Below are 17,715 nucleotides of genomic sequence, written 5' to 3'. Positions count from 1 at the left end.
CGAAATGCCTCACTTTTCTTTTTAGGAGTTGGGAATATGGGGGAATTATTTAGAAAATTAAGATTTTTTATAGTGTTTGTAGTATTACTAGTTGGATGTCAACAAGAAGAGAATAACGTAGAACAAAAATCTACTACTAAAAAATCTGAGGAAAAGGTACAAATAACAAAAGAAGAAGAGAGATCTATTCAAGATGTTATTACTACATTTGTGCGAACGACGAATGAAAAAAATCTTGCAGAACATATGGAGTTATTTTCAAAGAAGATGCCTAGTGCTGAAGACTTAAAAACACAAAAAGAAGCCGCATTTCAAAAGGGAAATAAGAAGATTGAATTGGAACATATAGATATGAAAGCTAGTAAAGTAGGGTATGTTATTGTTGAAACGAAAGAAAAGGAAGTAGACGATAGTGTCACTCTTCAAAAGAAAGTACAGTACGCTCTTGGAAAAGAAGATGAGAAATGGAAGATTGAAGAGGTTCGCACGATAGAGAAAAAATAACGTGAAACTTTAATAAGTGTGGGAGTCACACCTCCAAAAAAATGGTATAAAAAAAGGTTCTCATTGGCGAGAACCTTTTTTTATAGTGGTAGCATAATTTGATTTGAGCATGCCTCAATATCATCAATATCTTGACGAATTGTGGCCATTTTATTATCAAGATCTTCAGCTTTCATTGCTGCATCATGTAGTTCATCTTTTAAATACTCCGGTATTTTCCCTTCATATTTATAATAAAGTTTGTGTTCTAAACTTGCCCAAAAGTCCATTGCCAGTGTACGTAACTGAATTTCTGCAAATACATCTTTTGTACCAGAATTCAGTGATAAAGGATATTTAATAATCATGTGTAAACTTTTATAACCGTTTCGTTTTGGGTTAGCGATATAATCTTTTACCTCTATGATTTCCATATCTTCACGCTTTTGAATGACTTCTTTTAAATGATAAATATCTTCTACGAAGCAACATGTAATACGAATACCAATAATATCTTGTAAATGCGTTTGGGCATTTTCAACTGTCGGTAATAAATTTTTACGTTCAAGCTTTTTAATAATACTTTCAGGTTGTTTTAGTCTTGTTTTTATATGTTCAAACGGGTTGTAATCCTCTAAAAATTGAGCTTCCCGGTTCATAATTTCAAATTTAGTTTTTAACTCTTCTAAAGCAAATGTATATGGTAATACAAAAGCTTTCCAGTAGTTAACTGTTGATTGATTATATTCCATTTATATACACACCTTTTCCTATTTACAAGTGAGGTTGTTATTATACTAAATACCAAATCATATAAGCACAAGCAGCAAATGATGAGATCATAAAGCGATATTTAGTTTTCATACTTTCAACTCCTTTCGAGTAAGATTCTATATAAATAAACGTGATTGTTAATAAGTTCACTATGTACAATTTCTATAGTAATAGATTCGTGTGAATTTCGTATGAACTAATTGTTTCAGCTTTTTGTCTTTTTTGCTGTTAATCATAATTATTATTCGGATTTAAAGTGTTTTTATTTGATTTATCCATTTGTATAAATTAATGTATATTTAAATTTATAGTTATTAAGGAGGATATACGGTGAACTTTGAAGAATTAGCAATTGCTAGACGTTCTGCAATGAAATTTATACAAGGTATAGAAATCCCTGATGAGGATTTTAAAAAAATATTTGAGTTAACTAAGCTTTCTCCATCTTGCTATAATTTGCAGCACACACATTATGTTGTAATTCGTGATCAAGAGCGAAAAGAAAGATTAAAAGAATTAGCGTTTGGTCAATATAAAGTATCGAGTGCATCAGCGGTAGTGCTCGTTTGTGGTGATAAAAGAGCATACCAAAATGTTGAAAATATTTACTTCGGTATGAAAGTTTTAAAAATGATTGATGAATGCGAATATGAAGATACCATTAGGCAAACGAAAGGGTTATATGAAGGAAAAGGAGAGCGTTTCATGGAGGATGAAGCGATTAGAAATGCTTCGTTAAGTGCGATGACTTTTATGTACGCAGCTAAATATTATGGATATGATACATGTCCAATGATTGGTTTCGATGAAAAAGCAGTACAAAGTGAATTAAATATGCCAGAGCATGTAATACCTGTTTTAATGATTACGATAGGGAAAAGTGATACGACTAAAGTTCGTCCAAGAGGATATCGAAAGCCAATTAGTGAGTTTGTTACATACGAATCGTTTTAATAAAATTTATTTAACTATAAAAACAAGGGGATTCTAAATAGAATCTTCTTGTTTTTGCAATTGACAAATAGAATGAAGTTTTATAATATGTAAATCGTAATCATTACGTTTTAGTTTGCGATCTTTGAAAGAAAGGAGAATTACCTATGCGTGTAAATATTACATTAGCTTGTACGGAGTGCGGTGATCGTAATTATATTTCTAAAAAAAATAAACGAAACAATCCAGAACGCATCGAACTAAAAAAATATTGTCCACGATTAAAGCGAGTAACGTTACATCGTGAGACGAAGTAGAAGACTAGAGATATCTCTAGTCTTTTTTTGTTAATAAGTTTTGGTTTTCTTTGTTATAATTACCTTAAATTGTAACGAAGGAGAGGATATGGTGAATCAAAAAGATAAAGAAAGAAAAGAGCACGTAGCTCATATTATTGAAATTCCAGATGAATATAGGCTTGTTGTAGATGATCAAGAAGGGGTTGATGACCCGTATCATCTATTATGGTGGGGACATAAAGATGATGAGGAGAAACAGATACAAATTACATTAAATAGACATACTGGTAATTTAATTGAATTTAGGATAGATGATGGAAATTCTTTTTCGAGTGATAAGGGAGCGATAGAGGAGAATAAAGCAAGAGAGGTTGCAAATACATTCTTAAAAAAATATACAAAAGAAGGATATGAATTCTATACATATGTAACGGTTAAGGACGACAGGCGCGGTTGGAAAGAAGTAAATTATATGCAAGAAGTGAATAGCTATCCATTGCCGAATACTGGGTGTGTTGTGCGAGTGCACCCTTCAGGTAATGTTGTGCATTTTCATTACAATGGACAAAAAGCCATAGAGAAAAAACCGTTATGGCCAAGTGAAATTGTTGGGGAGAATATCGTTTTAGAAAATTTGAAAGCTAGACAAGATATGAGACTTGTATTTGTAGATTTAACATACTCTTCATGTGAGTATGAAAACGGGGAAGAAGTAAAAGGGTACCATCTTGTATATGAACCAGAACCTAGTCATGCGCTTATTGATGCAAGTACAGGTAAAGATTTATATGGGCCAGAACACTATAAATTACCTTCTACAGTACTTGTTGATAAACCGCTAAAGAGTAGTCAAAAAAAAGATGTGTTTGATTTATTTGATTGGGACAAGGGGAAGTTTGTCAAAATAGATGAAAAAGTAGATGAGGATGAAGTCCGGATAAAATTTGTATTAAAAGAAGAATTACAAAAAGAAATAGAAGAGAAGGATTCATATTCAATGGATGAGTTTTATAAAAAACATTTTCCAATGTTGAAACATGATGAATTCGTTATAATTACTCTAGATAAAGAAACAAATCAATTGCTTTCTTTTTTTATGTGGAAGAATGAGAAAAAAAGGAAAACAATCTTATCAAGAGAGCAATGTTTAAGCAAGGCACTTCAATTTTTAGAGCATATTATCCCAGATGCGACAAAGTATGTTCAACTTTGGGATAATTATGAGGAGGAAGAGGGGATAGAGAGGTTTTCCTTTTCAATCTATGTAAATGACATTCATGTAGAGCGGAAATATATTATGATCAACATCAATGCAGAAAATGGTGCTGTGATGCACTACTCTGGAGAGTCTGGCAACTTTATAAAAGAATTACTTACATATGAAACAACACCAAAAGTAACAAAAGAAAAAGCGTTAGAAATATACAGAGAGGCTATCCGAGTTAAATTAGAATGGTTTGTGGATCATCATGCAGAGGAAACGAAATACAAACTACTGTACAAACAAACGACAGATGAAAAACATAAAGAACCTTTTGATTGTAGTCGGGAAATTCGTTATATTGATGCCCAAACTGGGAGAAAGATTTGGAGTAAGTAAAATAAAAAGAGTTATTTTTCAAAGAAATAACTCTTTTTATTTTTATAATTTGTCTGTTCGTTTTTCAAAATTAAATGTGATAGGAAGATTGGAAGAAGAATTATCACTTTTAAATGTTACTTTCCATTCTTTAGTATGGGCTTTAATTTCAAAATTAAGAAGATTCATCGCTCTACGTTTATCTATTTCTAAAAACATATTATGAATTTCTGGTTCTTGCTGTAAATTAAGAGCCTTTAGTGTGACTGTTAATGTGAAAAAATTTTGCCCTTCATATACTATTTTTGATATTTTTGTTTTTTGTGTATTTAACAGTATATAAAAACGGTCTGATGGAGTTAATTGTACAGAGTCATCAGTAATTTCATTCTCGCTATTATAAAGTTCAACTAAGAAAGATGTACTATGGGAAGAATGTTTTTTGCTTGTAATCTGTAATTCAGTAGGAATCATCGGTATTTCATAAAAATCATTCCTTATTATGTTATTGTAATCCTCTGAAAATTTACGGACTTCTTTTGGAAAAGAGTCTTCTTGTGTACTTAAAAAAGTTTTATGTTGCTTTGGAGTTTTTTTACTAAAATTTAATGTTTCTTTAAAGTAATAATTGGATCCAGTTAAAAATAAAAAACTACAAATTAATAAAAAAATTCGATACGGATTTGGAAAGTTAAAGAACAGTAGTATACATGTAATAAATCCAATTACATAGAAAATAAAGATAAGTAGTTCTAGTTTTGAGTGAAAGGAGAAACCATAATTATGAAAAAATTTCATTCCAATTATAATTTGAGCTCCAAAAAACAAAGAAATTCCAAATTGAAAAAATAATAAATCAGGCCCTCTCTTAATAACAAAAGTAATGAACGAAATGAAAAGTAAAAATACCCCTAAATAAATTGTTACATTTAATAATCGATCTAATGTAAGCATGAATAGTTTCCCCTTTAATAGCATATTCATATATAAATAACAATTTTATATAATTATAATATAACAATAAAATATTTTAAATGTTGGAAGTGTTGAGTTTTATAAATAAACTGTACAGACACAAACAACCTCAAGCCCACATACACATAATAAAGACCACTATTTTGGCGGAGGTGAAAGGTTTGAGTCTATTCGCCGCAATTGGATATATGGTTCGAGAAGTGTTTGTCTTTGTTTCTTATGTGAAAAATAATGCGTTTCCGCAGCCGTTATCATCAGATGATGAGAGAAAGTACTTAGAGTTAATGGAGCAAGGTGATGCTCAAGCGAGAAATCTTTTAATTGAACATAATTTACGGCTTGTAGCTCATATCGTTAAAAAATTTGAGAACACAGGAGAAGATGCAGAAGATTTAATTTCAATTGGTACGATCGGGCTCATTAAAGCGATCGAGAGCTATTCTGCAGGAAAGGGAACGAAGCTTGCGACGTATGCAGCACGCTGTATTGAAAATGAAATTTTGATGCATTTACGTGTACTAAAGAAAACGAAAAAAGATGTTTCACTTCATGATCCGATCGGGCAAGATAAAGAGGGCAATGAAATATCGCTTATTGATATATTAAAATCAGAGTCTGAAGATGTAATTGATATGATTCAGCTTAGTATGGAGTTAGAAAAAATTAAAGAGTATATCGATATTTTAGACGAAAGAGAAAAAGAAGTGATTGTGAAACGTTTTGGACTTGGGCTAGATAAGGAGAAAACACAGCGGGAAATCGCTAAGGCGCTTGGCATTTCTAGAAGTTACGTATCACGGATCGAAAAGCGTGCTTTAATGAAAATGTTCCACGAGTTTGTAAGGGCAGAGAAAGAGAAAAAAGCGAAAGAGTAAAGTGTATTAGAAGCAGCCATATTTTAAAATAGGCTGCTTTTCTTATTGTAAATAAGAAAAGAAAACGCGTTATGCTAAGAAGAAATACATGTTCACTGTTGAAAATGACGGATTCTATCTGTAATATTAGAAGGTGCTAAATAATTTAAGAATAATACCATACTTAGTTTTCTGTATGTATAATAAGGCTGCTTTATATGATATGTGGGAATAAGAACCAATTTTACGTATGATATAGAAAGAAAATAAGGGAAAACTAAAGTTATAGACTGATTAGGGGGTTTCGCAATTTGCGACGTACATTATATCGACTTATGATAGAACTTACAAATGGTCGCTTTACTTCTTATATATTACGTAAATTTGCACAATCTCGTTTGAGCTCTATCATTATTCCATCGTATGCGAAAGTTTTTCAAATTAATCAAGATGAGATGGAAAAGGGTTTGAAGGAATATAGAACGTTGCATGAATTATTTACGCGTAAGCTAAAAGAAGGAAAGCGTAGTATTGATACAGATGCATCGAGTATTGTTAGTCCTGTTGATGGTGTTTTTGCAGATTATGGTCCTATTGAGGATACAAAAACATTTGATATTAAAGGAAAGCGCTATTCAATTGTGGATATGCTAGGTAATGAGGAACGTGCAACGCGATATGCAGGCGGTACATATATGGTAATTTATTTGAGTCCAAGTCACTATCATCGCATTCATAGTCCGCTTTCTGGTTCTGTGACTGAAAGATTTGCACTCGGTAGAAAATCGTATCCGGTAAATGCAGCTGGTATGGAATATGGGAAAGAACCGTTGTCAAAAAATTATCGTTCTGTTACAGAAGTAAGCAGTGATGGCGAACATATGGCTCTTGTAAAAGTAGGGGCCATGTTTGTTAATAGTATTGAGCTTTTGCATGAGAGAGACACTGTTCAAAAAGGTGAAGAAATGGCATACTTTACATTTGGTTCAACAGTTGTGTTATTGTTTGAAAAAGATATGATAGAAGTAGTGCAGGAATTAAAGAGTGGGCAAGAGCTGCGTCTTGGTGAAAAAATAGCTACTCGATTAGCTCATAAATAAAGAAACGCTTTTATAACCGTAAGTAAGAGTTATGGGCAAAGATACTTAATGATGAAATCCCCTAGATGGGAGTACTTGTTTATTCGAGAGCCATCGTAGGATGGCTCTTTTTACAGGGCATTCAATAATGTATCCTGTAACTGTTTGATTGGTACGGGCTGATTAAACTTTCACTTTATATATAATCAAGAAGATTTGACAAGCTTGTCCTCTAATGAGCGTCTAATGATTTCTTGTTTTATAAGTAAAATGAAGTCGGGATTTAATTTTAGTTCTTTTGCTTTATAATAAGACTCAGTGAGTAACTCAGTGGATAACTGTTCCATATGTTTTGTTTTCAAGGTGAGTCACCTCCTAATAATATAAGGATTGATTCGTTGATGCATTTAATGTACCAAAAAAATATGACAGTCACAAACGAGTGGTTATCCACATACCTAGGTGGATAAAGTGTGTATAGTTTGTTAGTAAATTCCAAATTAACTGAAAAATTAATGTGGAAAATGTGTACAATTTTATCCACAGGTTATATATCGAAAAATGTTGTCGAAAAATTTTATGAAAAATCCTCAAAGAGGTGAAAGAAATTGAAACTATTTTTACCAAATGAATACGTGAAAAATGTATATCATGTTCAACCAGAAGATTTAAAAAAACGTGGGATTAAAGGTGTTATTACTGATTTAGATAACACTTTAATTGAATGGGATCGTCCAAATGCAACCCCGCAACTTGAAGAATGGTTCTTAAAAATGAAAGAGCAAGGCATCCAAGTAACGGTTGTTTCAAATAATAATGAGCAACGTGTAAAAGATTTTGCTGACCCATTAGGTATTCCATTTATTCATAGTGCACGTAAACCATTTGTTCGAGCGTTTAAGCGTGCGATACAAGAGATGCATCTGCAGGCAGAGGAAGTTGTAGTAATTGGAGATCAGTTACTGACTGATGTGCTTGGTGGAAACCGAGTAGGGCTTCATACAATTTTAGTTGTACCGGTAGCACAAACGGACGGATTAGTGACGCGCTTTAATCGAAAAATTGAACGAAGAATCATGAAAAATATGAAGAAAAAAGGTTTAATTAACTGGGAGGAATAAAGTTTGACTGAAACAATTAAATGTATTGGTTGCGGTGTAGAAATTCAAACAGAAAATAAAAACGAAGTGGGGTATGCTCCTACCTCATCTTTAGAGAAAGAACAAGTCATTTGTCAACGTTGTTTTCGCTTGAAGCATTACAATGAAATTCAAGATGTATCGTTAACAGATGATGACTTCCTACGCATTTTAAATGGAATTGGAAAATCAGATGCATTAGTAGTCAAAATTGTAGATATTTTTGATTTTAATGGTAGCTGGTTACCTGGCTTACATCGTTTCGTAGGGAATAATAAAGTATTACTTGTTGGAAATAAAGCTGATTTAATTCCAAAGTCAGTAAAACATGATAAAGTAAAGCATTGGATGCGCTATAGTGCAAAGCAGCTAGGATTAAAACCAGAAGATGTCTTTTTAATTAGTGCAGCGAAGGGACAAGGAATTGCTGAACTAGCAGATGCTATTGAGTATTATCGCGGCGGCAAAGATGTTTATGTTGTTGGATGTACGAATGTAGGGAAATCGACATTTATTAATCGTATGATTAAAGAATTTAGTGATGAGACTGAAAATGTAATTACAACATCTCATTTCCCAGGAACAACACTGGATTTAATTGATATTCCATTAGACGAAGAATCTTCTTTATATGATACGCCAGGTATTATTAACCACCACCAAATGGCTCATTATGTTGGGAAGCAAAGCTTAAAGCTTATTACACCAACAAAAGAAATTAAGCCGATGGTATTCCAATTAAATGAAGAACAAACGTTATTCTTTAGTGGATTGGCACGTTTTGATTATGTAAGTGGTGGTCGTCGTGCGTTTACTTGTCACTTCTCGAATCGTTTAACAATCCATCGTACAAAGCTTGAGAAAGCAGATGAATTATATAAAAATCATGCTGGAGATTTACTAAGCCCGCCAACGCCAGAAGAATTAGCAAATATGCCTGAGTTAGTGAAATACGAATTTAATATTCGTGAACCAAAGACGGATGTTGTATTCTCTGGATTAGGATGGGTTACTGTGAACGAACCAGGCGCGAAAATTGTTGCACACGTACCAAAAGGAGTAAGTGTTTCACTACGTAAATCTTTAATTTAATATGGAGAGGGATTTATGAAACAATTATATGGTGTAATCGGAAATCCAATTGGACATTCATTATCACCCGTTATGCATAACGATGCATTTGAACACTTGAATATGGATGCCCATTATCATGCATTCCTTGTTGAAGAGGAAGCGCTAGGGGAAGCAGTAAGAGGTTTAAAAGCATTAGGTATTTCAGGATTTAATGTAACAACTCCGCACAAGGTTGCTATCATGGAGTATTTGGATGAGATTGATCCATTGGCAAGGAAAATCGGTGCAGTAAATACAGTGGTTCATAAGAATGGAAGGTTAATTGGCTACAACACAGATGGAATTGGTTTTGTTCGAGCGCTGCAGTCAATTAGTAATGAACCACTTCAAGGGAAACGTATTTTGTTACTTGGTGCAGGTGGTGCTAGCCGAGCTATTTATTTTTCTCTTGCTGATGTAGGTGTAAAAGAGATTGATGTAGCCAATCGTACAGTAGATAAGGCGAAAGAACTTATTGCTGCACGTACGGCCGATGTTCATTCTGTTGCTTTGTCGTTAGAAAAAGCGACAGAAGAACAAGGAAATTATGATATTATCATTCAGACGACAACGATAGGTATGCATCCACACGTCGAACATACGCCATTACAAATGTGTTCGTTAAAAAAAGGAACGATTGTATCAGATATAATTTATAATCCATTTGAAACGAAAATTTTATGTGAGGCAAAAGAGCAAGGCGCAATCATTCAAAATGGTATTGATATGTTTGTTTATCAAGGAGCACTTGCATTTGAAATGTGGACAGGACGTGTACCAAATATTGATCGAATGAAACAATTAGTTATAGAAAAGCTTGGAGGCTAACATATATGTTAACAGGAAAACAAAAAAGATTTTTACGTGCACAAGCACATCATTTAACACCAATTTTTCAAGTAGGAAAAGGCGGAGTAAATGAAAATATGGTAAAACAAATTGGAGAAGCGTTAGAAGTTCGTGAACTATTTAAAGTGAGCGTATTACAAAACTGTGAATTTGATCGCCGTGAGGTTGCGGAAGAACTTGCAAAAGGTGCACGTGCTGAAATCGTTCAAGTAATTGGAAGCACAATCGTTTTATACAAAGAATCAAGAGAAAATAAACAAATTAAGCTTCCTCGATAAAAAGAATAGCATGCGCTATTTTTTATCGCTGATGCGTAATGATGTAGAGAGCGAAACCAATTGAACTTTTATTAATAGCAACTCTCTTCGTTCCTAACCAAGGAGAGTTGCTGTATGTAAGAGGAAGGGGCGTTTCTTTTGAGGAAAATTGGCATCATTGGCGGTACATTTGATCCGCCTCACTATGGACATTTGCTAATTGCAAATGAAGTATATCACGCTTTGGAATTGGAAGAAGTATGGTTCTTGCCAAACCAGATTCCGCCACATAAACAAGGACGTAATATTACAAGTATAGAAAGTCGTTTACATATGTTAGAGCTTGCGACTGAGGCAGAAGAACACTTTTCTATTTGTTTAGAAGAGCTAAGCAGGAAGGGCCCATCTTATACGTATGACACTATGTTACAATTGACGAAGAAGTATCCGGATGTGCAGTTTCACTTTATTATCGGTGGGGATATGGTTGAGTATTTACCGAAGTGGTATAACATTGAAGCTTTACTTAATCTTGTAACATTTGTTGGAGTTGCAAGACCTGGGTATACATTGCATACAACATATAAGATTACTACAGTGGAAATTCCGGAATTTGCAGTTTCTTCATCCTTATTACGTGAGAGATATAAGGAGAAGAAAACGTGTAAATATTTACTTCCTGAAAAAGTACAGGTATATATCGAGAGGAATGGGTTGTATGAATCGTGAGAATGCACTGCATATTGTCAAACAACAAATGCATGAAAAACGTTATATACACACAATTGGTGTAATGGAGACAGCGATTGAGCTTGCTAAGTTATACGGTGTAGACGAGAAAAAAGCAGAGATGGCAGCTATATTCCATGATTATGCGAAATGTAGAGCGATTTCAGAGATGGAAGAGATTATTAAACGTGAAGATTTGCCGAAAGATTTACTTTGCTATAATAAAGAGTTGTGGCATGCGCCTGTTGGGGCATACTTAGTAGAAAAAGAGGTAGGCATTACGGATTCTGAAATATTGCAAGCTATTACATATCATACAAGTGGTCATGAGAACATGACGATGTTAGATAAAGTGATTTATGTAGCTGATTACATTGAGCCAGGGCGAAAGTTTCCGGGTGTGGAAGAGGCTCGTAAACTCGCATATACGGATATAAATCAAGCTTTATTATTTGCGTTAAAGAGAACAATTCAATTTTTAATGGAAAAAAATCAGACGATTTATCCATTAACATTCCAAACATACAATGCAGTTATCAAGGAGGAAATGAGTAAATGAACGATAAAGATTTATTAGTGTTAGCGGCAAAAGCAGCTGATGATAAAAGAGCAGAAGATATGGTTGTCCTAAATATGCAAGGTATTTCACCAATTGCAGATTATTTCATTATTTGTCACGGTAATTCAGATAAACAAGTGCAAGCAATTGCACGTGAAATTAAATCAAAAGCACATGAGTTCCAAATCGACGTACAACGTATGGAAGGTTTTGACGAAGCACGTTGGGTATTAGTTGATCTTGGAGATGTAGTTGCCCATGTATTCCATAAAGATGAGCGTAATCACTATAATTTAGAGCGTCTATGGGGCGATGTGCCACGTGAAGATATAACAGAAGAGCTAGGCCAATGAAATACGAACAATTTGCATTGTTGTACGACGAACTGATGAATGATGTCCCTTATGATAAATGGGTAGAATTCACAGAGGAAAGCCTGCAGCAGGCAGATATGAAAGATGCAAAAATTCTTGATGTAGCATGCGGTACGGGTAATGTAACCCTTCCACTTGTGCAAAAGGGTTACGATTTAATAGGTGTCGATCTTTCAGAAGAAATGTTAACAGTCGCTCAGCAAAAACTAGGAGGAGAGGGATACTTTATTCCTTTTTACCAACAAGACATGCGAGAGCTTGATGTTCCAGGTGAGTTTGACTGTGTCACTATCTTTTGTGATTCATTAAATTATGTATTGCAAGAAGATGGAGTACAAGAAACATTTAGAAGAGTGTTTCACCATTTGCGTCAAGATGGTTTGTTTTTATTTGATGTACATTCTTTATATAAAATACATCATGTATTTCAAAATGAAACGTATACAGTGAATGGAGAAGAAATATCTCTTATTTGGAATTGCTTCCCTGGTGAAGAATCAAATAGTGTAGAGCATGATTTGACATTCTTTGTTCAAGATCCGGAAGAAGATGTGTACCATCGGTTTGACGAATGTCACGTGCAACGTGCATATCAAGTGGAAGAGTTAACGAAATGGCTTGAAGAAGCAGGTTTTACAGTTCTTCGTGTAACAGGTGATTTTGAGCGACTTGAAGTTACAGAACAAACAGAGCGTATTTTCTTCATGGCGAAGAAAAACGGATAAAACAAATAAAACAAAAGCAACCGAGAAGGTTGCTTTTGTTTTATAAAGAAGATGTATTTTTAGTTCTAGCATAATCTGAAGATCGTATGCGTAAAGTGTGGGAATAGTAGTTGAAATGAAAATGTATTGTAAAAAAGTAAGTATTTATAAAAAGGATTTGGAATGAAAATGACGTATTTATTATGTGTGTTTATTGAATTGCTGATCAACGCATTCTAAATCTTCATCAAATTTTTCATGTGTTCGCTCGATTAACTTATGGAACATATCTCCAACGTGTTCTTCTAAAACCCGAATGCCTTCCCCGGTAACGCCGCCTTTCACGCAAACCTTTTCTTGTAAGGTAGGTAATGTGAAGATTTCTTTTTCAAGTAATTTCCCCATCCCCACGACCATTTCACTTACTAAAGTAGTAGCCTCTTCGTGTGTAATATTTGTTTTATCTACAGCAGCGTTAATGAAGCATTGTAGTAAATAACTAAAGAAAGCAGGACCGCAACTTGCTATATCAGATGAAACACGTGTTATATCTTCTTCTATTACAAGAGGTGTAGAAATATTTTTGAATAGACGAAGTAGTTTTTGTTGCCATTCTTCAGAGCAATTATCTCCAAATGTAAATAGTGAGGCGCCAGAGAGGGCGCGATTTGTGATACTTGGAATGATACGTGCGACGTGGCACGGTACGAGAGTCTCTAATTGTGATGGAGATATTGGACTTGTAATAGAAACTAAGCACGTTTCATCAGAAAAATGTTCAGCGTATTTTTTTAGGATAGGGTATATATCTATCGGCTTAACGCAAATAAAAATAAGTTGTGATTGTTCGATTACTTCCGGGATTGTTTTTGCTATATGAACAGAAGGGTATTTTTCTTTTATATGATATGCTTTGGCAGGCGTCCGATTAATGATTGTAAGGCACGAAGGTTTGACAGCACGGGTTTCTAAAAATGCATCGATTAGTATATTCCCCATGTTTCCTGTCCCTATAATTCCTATGTTCAAAGTTTCATCCCTCCTTCGTAACAGCTTTCTCCTAAACAATATGAATGATGTTATAAATTTATGATTAGAGGTGTAAAATGATGTGGGATTTTCCGAAAAAGTGGTTAGGTTTAGTAGCTATTATTGGAACTTTACTTTTTCTTGTTTTTTGGAAAACGAATCAGAGTGTAGAACGAACGCCTATTACAATGAATGTGCAAGAGAAGGAGATAGAAAAAAAGGGTAAACCGAAAATATCGGATACAAAGGAACAGAAAAGAACAATTATAATTGATGTGAAAGGAGCGGTTAATAAAGAAGGGGTATATGAAATGAAGGAAGGGGATCGCGTAAAGGATGCGGTTCAAAAGGCTGGTGGTTTTTTATCAGAAGTAGATATGAAAAAAGTGAATTTAGCACAAATTGTACAAGATCAAATGCTTCTTTATATACCGAGTAAAAATGAGTCAGAACAAGGGATGTTTACTTCTTCTAAGGAAGATGGCAAGATTCGAATAAATACAGCAGCGAAAGAGCAATTGGAAAAAATTACAGGGATTGGCTCTCGAAAGGCAGAAAGTATTTTGAAATATCGAGAAGAACATGGTCCGTTTCAGAAAATAGAAGATTTATTAGAGATTGATGGGATTGGTGCGAAGTCTCTTGAAAAGATAAAAGATCAAATTATTATTCCGTAAAAGATTGACGAAGTTTTTCTTCTTTCGCTACACTACAAGTAGACAAAAAAGTAGGTGAAAAATATGGAACGAATTTCATGGGATCAATATTTTATGACGCAAAGCCATCTACTATCGTTACGTAGTACATGTACAAGGCTTGCGGTAGGAGCGACAATCGTTCGCGATAAACGAATTATTGCTGGTGGATATAATGGTTCGATTAAAGGTGGCGTACATTGTATAGATGATGGTTGTTACGTAATCGATAATCATTGTGTTCGGACAATTCATGCCGAAATGAATGCTTTATTACAATGTGCCAAGTTTGGTGCGAAAACAGAGGAAGCAGAAATTTACGTTACGCATTTCCCTTGTTTACAATGTTGTAAGGCAATTATTCAAAGTGGTATTACAGCGGTTTATTATGCGCAGGATTATAAAAATCATCCATACGCCATAGAGTTATTTGAACAAGCGAATGTAACAGTGAAGCACGTTCCGCTAGAATATGATATCGCTGCATTAGAGGAGCAAAAACGTTATACGGAGTTAAAAGAATTATTTGCGTCTTTAGAAAAAGATAATTTATCAATGGAAGAATTACAGCATGTATTCACGAAAGCAAAAATGATGCTATAAGGAGTGAGTATAAGTTGCAGGAACAATGGGGTTATGTTGCAATCTCGTTTATAATAGGGATTGCAATTGCCTTTTCCTCGTCACTTTTATTGATAGTTTTTTGCCTCTTTTTAAATGTTTTCTTCTGTTTATATCGCACTTCGCGTAAAACCTTCTTTTTTTGCATTGTAGCGTGCTTTAGTGGCGTTATATACACTTCCTATGTTCAAGGGTGGAATAAGTCTCTAGGAGAGCCCTATGGAGTTACAAGAGGGGTTATACAAAATACACCGCTTGTTAATGGGGATCGCCTATCTTTTCAGTTTGAAGATCACAATAAAAATATAGTGCAGTTAAGTTATAGAATAAAATCAGCCTTGGAAAAGGAAAAAATGCAGCAATTATACGCAGGGATATCATGTGTATTCGAGGGTGAGAGGAAAGAACCGCAAACAGCTCGGAATTTTCATGGTTTTAATTACCGTGATTATTTATACAAGCAACATATTCATTTCACATTTGAGGCTACATATATTTCTGAATGCTATAAAACATCACTGTCGCTCATGCAACGGATTCTCCTTTTGAGGCAACAAGTAATCTCGAAAGTTACAGAGATGTTTCCAGAGCAATCAGGTGCTTTTATGAATGCGTTACTATTTGGTGATAGACAACAAATGACGTTTGAAGTGGAAGAGCAATATCAACAGTTTGGTCTTGTACATTTGTTAGCAATTTCAGGTTCGCACATTGTATTGTTAATGGTGATAGTATATTTTATTTTGCTAAGAAGTGGTGCGACGAGGGAGGTAGCAACAATTTGCCTTATCATTTGTATTCCTTTGTATATGGTTTTAGCAGGGGCGTCACCCTCTGTTATAAGGGCTTCTATAACAGGAGTTTTGACGTTGATTGCTTTTATGTGCTCGATTCGTTTATCTAGTTTAGATGCTTTAAGTGTAACAGCTATATGTATGCTTATATATGACCCTTATCTTGTTTTTAATATTGGATTTCAGTTTTCTTTTGTAGGTAGCTTCGCTTTACTTTTGTCTGCTCCGTTATTGTTAGTGAGTAGCAACGGAGTAATCCGAAATTCTATTTATATTTCTATCATTTCACAGCTCGTTAGTACTCCGATTTTGTTATATCACTTTGGTTATTTTTCTCCATATAGCATTTTCCTCAATCTTTTATACGTTCCGTTTTTATCTATCATTGTATTACCATGTAGCATTATTATTTTACTGTGTATGCCAATTGTCCCGTTTCTCGCAAAAGGATTTGCGGATGTGTTATCAATAGGCTTGAGTATGTCTAATGTTTTTCTAAGTTATTGTGAAAGTTTACCATTTAACCAGCTTATTTTCGGGAAAACGTCCTTCAATCTTGTAGCTGTATATTGCGCGAGTATTGTCAGTATATTGATGGTTTGGGAAAGGAGAGCGCCGAAAAAAATGGTTTGTATAGTTGTGAGTATATTTCTTTTTATTAGCACGTGTCATTATGTATATCCATATTTTAGAGGAAGTGGAAGTGTAACATTTATTGATGTTGGACAAGGTGATGCAATATTAATTCGCCTTCCGTATGATAAAGGGGTTTATCTTATTGATACAGGTGGAACGCTTCGTGTCAATAAGGAAGAGTGGCAACAAAAAAAGCATGAATTTTCTGTTGGAAATGATGTTTTAATACCCTATTTACAAAAAGAAGGTATTAAAACAATTAATAAATTAATCGTAACGCATGGAGATGCAGATCATATAGGTGCTGCGCAAGAATTATTATCATATATACCTGTAAAAGAAGTTGTGTTTGGCCGGAAGGGAAAAGATGCAGTATTAGAAAAAGTAGTAAAGAAACAGGCATTAGAAAAGGAAATGAAAATAACTGAAGTGGGGGAAGGGGAAAGTTGGAGTGTAAATGAAGCTGAATTTTTCGTTTTAGCTCCAAAAGGAAAAGAAAAAAGTGAAAATAATGCTTCAATTGTAATATGGGCAAAATTTGGAGGATTGACGTGGCTATTTACAGGCGATTTAGAAGAAGAAGGAGAGCAGTTTTTAGTATCTGCGTATCCAGATTTGCGAGTAGATGTTTTAAAAGTTGCTCATCATGGAAGTAACACGTCATCTATAGAGTCTTTTTTGAACGTTATACAGCCCCGTGTAGCGATTATATCTGTTGGTAAGCAGAATAGATATGGACACCCACATAAAGAAGTGATAGAGCGTTTGGAGAAGATGGGGAGTGTGATATGGCGCACGGACAAGCAAGGTGCTATTTCCTATGTTTTTAAAGGGGAAAATGGAACCTTTCAAAGTAAAATCACATACGATAAGACATATAATAGGTGAAAAAGAGAAGACTGCCATGAAGTGGCAGCCTTTAAGAACCGATAAATTTAATAACAGTTGCAATGATGAAAAGTGTTGCGAAAAAACCAAATGAGACGATAAATCCTACCCCTGAATCAATAGCGTCATTGCGTTTACTTTGAACGTTTTGTTCAAAATCATTCATTTAGAATCCCTCCCCAACATTCCACTTTAGTATAAAATATTGTCAGAAAAAAATCTACAATTTCCATATGAAGAGAAAATGAGCTTTTTTGCTACTTTTAGATCATGAAGTAACGTGAGTTTTTTGTTTCCAAGCATGTTAACAGTTGGCACTTATACTCGAATTTTTATTGTGAATAATAAAGGG

At 34.3% G+C, this 17,715-nt stretch carries 22 protein-coding genes; 17 read left to right on the top strand and 5 right to left on the bottom strand.

Annotated features, from left to right (window positions below; all coding sequences use genetic code 11):
- Positions 1-36 precede the first annotated feature (36 nt).
- Positions 37-504: a hypothetical protein gene (locus DN400_RS14615; protein ID WP_061659952.1), complete on the top strand. Its 468-nt coding sequence runs from the start codon at positions 37-39 to the stop codon at positions 502-504.
- Between the two features lie 80 nt (positions 505-584).
- Here the strand turns inward: DN400_RS14615 and DN400_RS14610 are convergent, their stop codons facing one another.
- A complete protein-coding gene (locus DN400_RS14610; RefSeq protein WP_000456218.1) occupies positions 585-1,235 on the bottom strand; it encodes a GTP pyrophosphokinase in 651 nt (216 codons plus the stop codon).
- A 352-nt stretch (positions 1,236-1,587) separates the two neighbouring features.
- On the opposite strand from DN400_RS14610, the gene DN400_RS14605 reads away from it, so the two are divergent.
- From DN400_RS14605 to DN400_RS14595, 3 genes are all read left to right on the top strand, one after another.
- Entirely contained in the window at positions 1,588-2,211 is a 624-nt protein-coding gene (locus DN400_RS14605) for a nitroreductase family protein (RefSeq protein ID WP_001008498.1), read from the top strand.
- A 146-nt stretch (positions 2,212-2,357) separates the two neighbouring features.
- Positions 2,358-2,507, top strand: coding sequence for a 50S ribosomal protein L33 (rpmG, locus tag DN400_RS14600; RefSeq protein WP_001265617.1), 150 nt, complete (start codon positions 2,358-2,360; stop codon positions 2,505-2,507).
- A gap of 88 nt (positions 2,508-2,595) precedes the next feature.
- Positions 2,596-4,089 carry a YcdB/YcdC domain-containing protein gene (locus DN400_RS14595; RefSeq protein WP_065229373.1) on the top strand — a complete coding sequence of 498 codons (1,494 nt, stop codon included), beginning with the start codon at positions 2,596-2,598 and terminating at the stop codon, positions 4,087-4,089.
- A gap of 42 nt (positions 4,090-4,131) precedes the next feature.
- On the opposite strand, the gene DN400_RS14590 is transcribed toward DN400_RS14595, so the two are convergent.
- Positions 4,132-5,052 (bottom strand): hypothetical protein, encoded by a 921-nt coding sequence (locus DN400_RS14590; protein WP_080017650.1) that lies wholly within the window; start codon positions 5,050-5,052, stop codon positions 4,132-4,134.
- Positions 5,053-5,204: 152 nt separating this feature from the next.
- Here DN400_RS14590 and sigK point away from each other — a divergent pair, with 152 nt between their 5' ends.
- Positions 5,205-5,918 (top strand): RNA polymerase sporulation sigma factor SigK, encoded by a 714-nt coding sequence (sigK, locus tag DN400_RS14585; protein WP_000051382.1) that lies wholly within the window; start codon positions 5,205-5,207, stop codon positions 5,916-5,918.
- 290 nt (positions 5,919-6,208) lie between these two features.
- Positions 6,209-6,997, top strand: coding sequence for a phosphatidylserine decarboxylase (locus DN400_RS14580; RefSeq protein WP_001255005.1), 789 nt, complete (start codon positions 6,209-6,211; stop codon positions 6,995-6,997).
- Between the two features lie 185 nt (positions 6,998-7,182).
- Here DN400_RS14580 and sda read toward each other — a convergent pair whose 3' ends face one another.
- A complete protein-coding gene (gene sda, locus DN400_RS14575; RefSeq protein ID WP_000850094.1) occupies positions 7,183-7,338 on the bottom strand; it encodes a sporulation histidine kinase inhibitor Sda in 156 nt (51 codons plus the stop codon).
- A 246-nt stretch (positions 7,339-7,584) separates the two neighbouring features.
- On the opposite strand from sda, the gene DN400_RS14570 reads away from it, so the two are divergent.
- The 8 genes from DN400_RS14570 (at position 7,585) to DN400_RS14535 (ending at position 12,721) form a co-directional block, all read left to right on the top strand.
- Positions 7,585-8,097, top strand: coding sequence for a YqeG family HAD IIIA-type phosphatase (locus DN400_RS14570; protein WP_000765307.1), 513 nt, complete (start codon positions 7,585-7,587; stop codon positions 8,095-8,097).
- Positions 8,098-8,100: 3 nt separating this feature from the next.
- On the top strand, positions 8,101-9,207 hold the full coding sequence (gene yqeH, locus DN400_RS14565; protein ID WP_000140807.1) for a ribosome biogenesis GTPase YqeH: 1,107 nt from the start codon (positions 8,101-8,103) through the stop codon (positions 9,205-9,207).
- Positions 9,208-9,222: 15 nt separating this feature from the next.
- Positions 9,223-10,056, top strand: coding sequence for a shikimate dehydrogenase (gene aroE, locus DN400_RS14560; protein WP_000812071.1), 834 nt, complete (start codon positions 9,223-9,225; stop codon positions 10,054-10,056).
- A 5-nt stretch (positions 10,057-10,061) separates the two neighbouring features.
- Positions 10,062-10,355 carry a ribosome assembly RNA-binding protein YhbY gene (gene yhbY / locus DN400_RS14555; RefSeq protein ID WP_000955227.1) on the top strand — a complete coding sequence of 98 codons (294 nt, stop codon included), beginning with the start codon at positions 10,062-10,064 and terminating at the stop codon, positions 10,353-10,355.
- 138 nt (positions 10,356-10,493) lie between these two features.
- A complete protein-coding gene (gene nadD / locus DN400_RS14550; RefSeq protein ID WP_001226038.1) occupies positions 10,494-11,063 on the top strand; it encodes a nicotinate-nucleotide adenylyltransferase in 570 nt (189 codons plus the stop codon).
- Positions 11,053-11,622, top strand: a complete 570-nt coding sequence (gene yqeK, locus DN400_RS14545; RefSeq protein WP_001078478.1) for a bis(5'-nucleosyl)-tetraphosphatase (symmetrical) YqeK — start codon at positions 11,053-11,055, stop codon at positions 11,620-11,622. Before nadD ends, yqeK begins: the two co-directional genes overlap by 11 nt.
- Positions 11,619-11,975 carry a ribosome silencing factor gene (gene rsfS / locus DN400_RS14540; protein WP_000998173.1) on the top strand — a complete coding sequence of 119 codons (357 nt, stop codon included), beginning with the start codon at positions 11,619-11,621 and terminating at the stop codon, positions 11,973-11,975. The genes yqeK and rsfS overlap by 4 nt, the downstream gene beginning before the upstream one ends.
- Complete coding sequence (locus tag DN400_RS14535) at positions 11,972-12,721, top strand: class I SAM-dependent methyltransferase (protein WP_000873062.1); 750 nt, start codon at positions 11,972-11,974, stop codon at positions 12,719-12,721. The genes rsfS and DN400_RS14535 overlap by 4 nt, the downstream gene beginning before the upstream one ends.
- Positions 12,722-12,901: 180 nt before the next feature.
- Here the strand turns inward: DN400_RS14535 and comER are convergent, their stop codons facing one another.
- Entirely contained in the window at positions 12,902-13,729 is an 828-nt protein-coding gene (comER, locus tag DN400_RS14530; protein WP_001020554.1) for a late competence protein ComER, read from the bottom strand.
- A gap of 77 nt (positions 13,730-13,806) precedes the next feature.
- Here comER and DN400_RS14525 point away from each other — a divergent pair, with 77 nt between their 5' ends.
- The 3 genes from DN400_RS14525 to DN400_RS14515 all read left to right on the top strand — a co-directional run bounded on the left by DN400_RS14525 (position 13,807) and on the right by DN400_RS14515 (position 17,363).
- A complete protein-coding gene (locus tag DN400_RS14525; RefSeq protein ID WP_000989936.1) occupies positions 13,807-14,406 on the top strand; it encodes a helix-hairpin-helix domain-containing protein in 600 nt (199 codons plus the stop codon).
- A 63-nt stretch (positions 14,407-14,469) separates the two neighbouring features.
- The gene (locus DN400_RS14520) at positions 14,470-15,027 is read left to right on the top strand and encodes a ComE operon protein 2 (RefSeq protein ID WP_000439773.1); all 558 of its coding nucleotides are present in this window, start codon (positions 14,470-14,472) and stop codon (positions 15,025-15,027) included.
- Between the two features lie 14 nt (positions 15,028-15,041).
- Positions 15,042-17,363 (top strand): DNA internalization-related competence protein ComEC/Rec2, encoded by a 2,322-nt coding sequence (locus DN400_RS14515; protein ID WP_016512315.1) that lies wholly within the window; start codon positions 15,042-15,044, stop codon positions 17,361-17,363.
- Positions 17,364-17,394: 31 nt separating this feature from the next.
- On the opposite strand, the gene DN400_RS14510 is transcribed toward DN400_RS14515, so the two are convergent.
- The gene (locus tag DN400_RS14510) at positions 17,395-17,529 is read right to left on the bottom strand and encodes a YqzM family protein (protein ID WP_000997609.1); all 135 of its coding nucleotides are present in this window, start codon (positions 17,527-17,529) and stop codon (positions 17,395-17,397) included.
- Positions 17,530-17,715: the final 186 nt, after the last annotated feature.

This window comes from Bacillus sp. AR8-1, from assembly GCF_008042345.1.
Classification (GTDB): domain Bacteria; phylum Bacillota; class Bacilli; order Bacillales; family Bacillaceae_G; genus Bacillus_A; species Bacillus_A cereus.
Note: the sequence above shows the minus strand (reverse complement) of the source record. Positions and strands in the feature narration are given on the sequence as shown.

Bases quoted from the DNA above. Each gene is read 5' to 3' on its own strand.
- DN400_RS14615 (WP_061659952.1), top strand. From the start codon at position 37: ATGGGGGAATTATTTAGAAAATTAAGATTTTTTATAGTGTTTGTAGTA.
- DN400_RS14610 (WP_000456218.1), bottom strand. From the start codon at position 1,235: ATGGAATATAATCAATCAACAGTTAACTACTGGAAAGCTTTTGTATTA.
- rpmG (WP_001265617.1), top strand. From the start codon at position 2,358: ATGCGTGTAAATATTACATTAGCTTGTACGGAGTGCGGTGATCGTAAT.
- DN400_RS14595 (WP_065229373.1), top strand. From the start codon at position 2,596: ATGGTGAATCAAAAAGATAAAGAAAGAAAAGAGCACGTAGCTCATATT.
- DN400_RS14590 (WP_080017650.1), bottom strand. From the start codon at position 5,052: ATGAATATGCTATTAAAGGGGAAACTATTCATGCTTACATTAGATCGA.
- aroE (WP_000812071.1), top strand. From the start codon at position 9,223: ATGAAACAATTATATGGTGTAATCGGAAATCCAATTGGACATTCATTA.
- yhbY (WP_000955227.1), top strand. From the start codon at position 10,062: ATGTTAACAGGAAAACAAAAAAGATTTTTACGTGCACAAGCACATCAT.
- yqeK (WP_001078478.1), top strand. From the start codon at position 11,053: ATGAATCGTGAGAATGCACTGCATATTGTCAAACAACAAATGCATGAA.
- rsfS (WP_000998173.1), top strand. From the start codon at position 11,619: ATGAACGATAAAGATTTATTAGTGTTAGCGGCAAAAGCAGCTGATGAT.
- DN400_RS14535 (WP_000873062.1), top strand. From the start codon at position 11,972: ATGAAATACGAACAATTTGCATTGTTGTACGACGAACTGATGAATGAT.
- DN400_RS14525 (WP_000989936.1), top strand. From the start codon at position 13,807: ATGATGTGGGATTTTCCGAAAAAGTGGTTAGGTTTAGTAGCTATTATT.
- DN400_RS14520 (WP_000439773.1), top strand. From the start codon at position 14,470: ATGGAACGAATTTCATGGGATCAATATTTTATGACGCAAAGCCATCTA.
- DN400_RS14510 (WP_000997609.1), bottom strand. From the start codon at position 17,529: ATGAATGATTTTGAACAAAACGTTCAAAGTAAACGCAATGACGCTATT.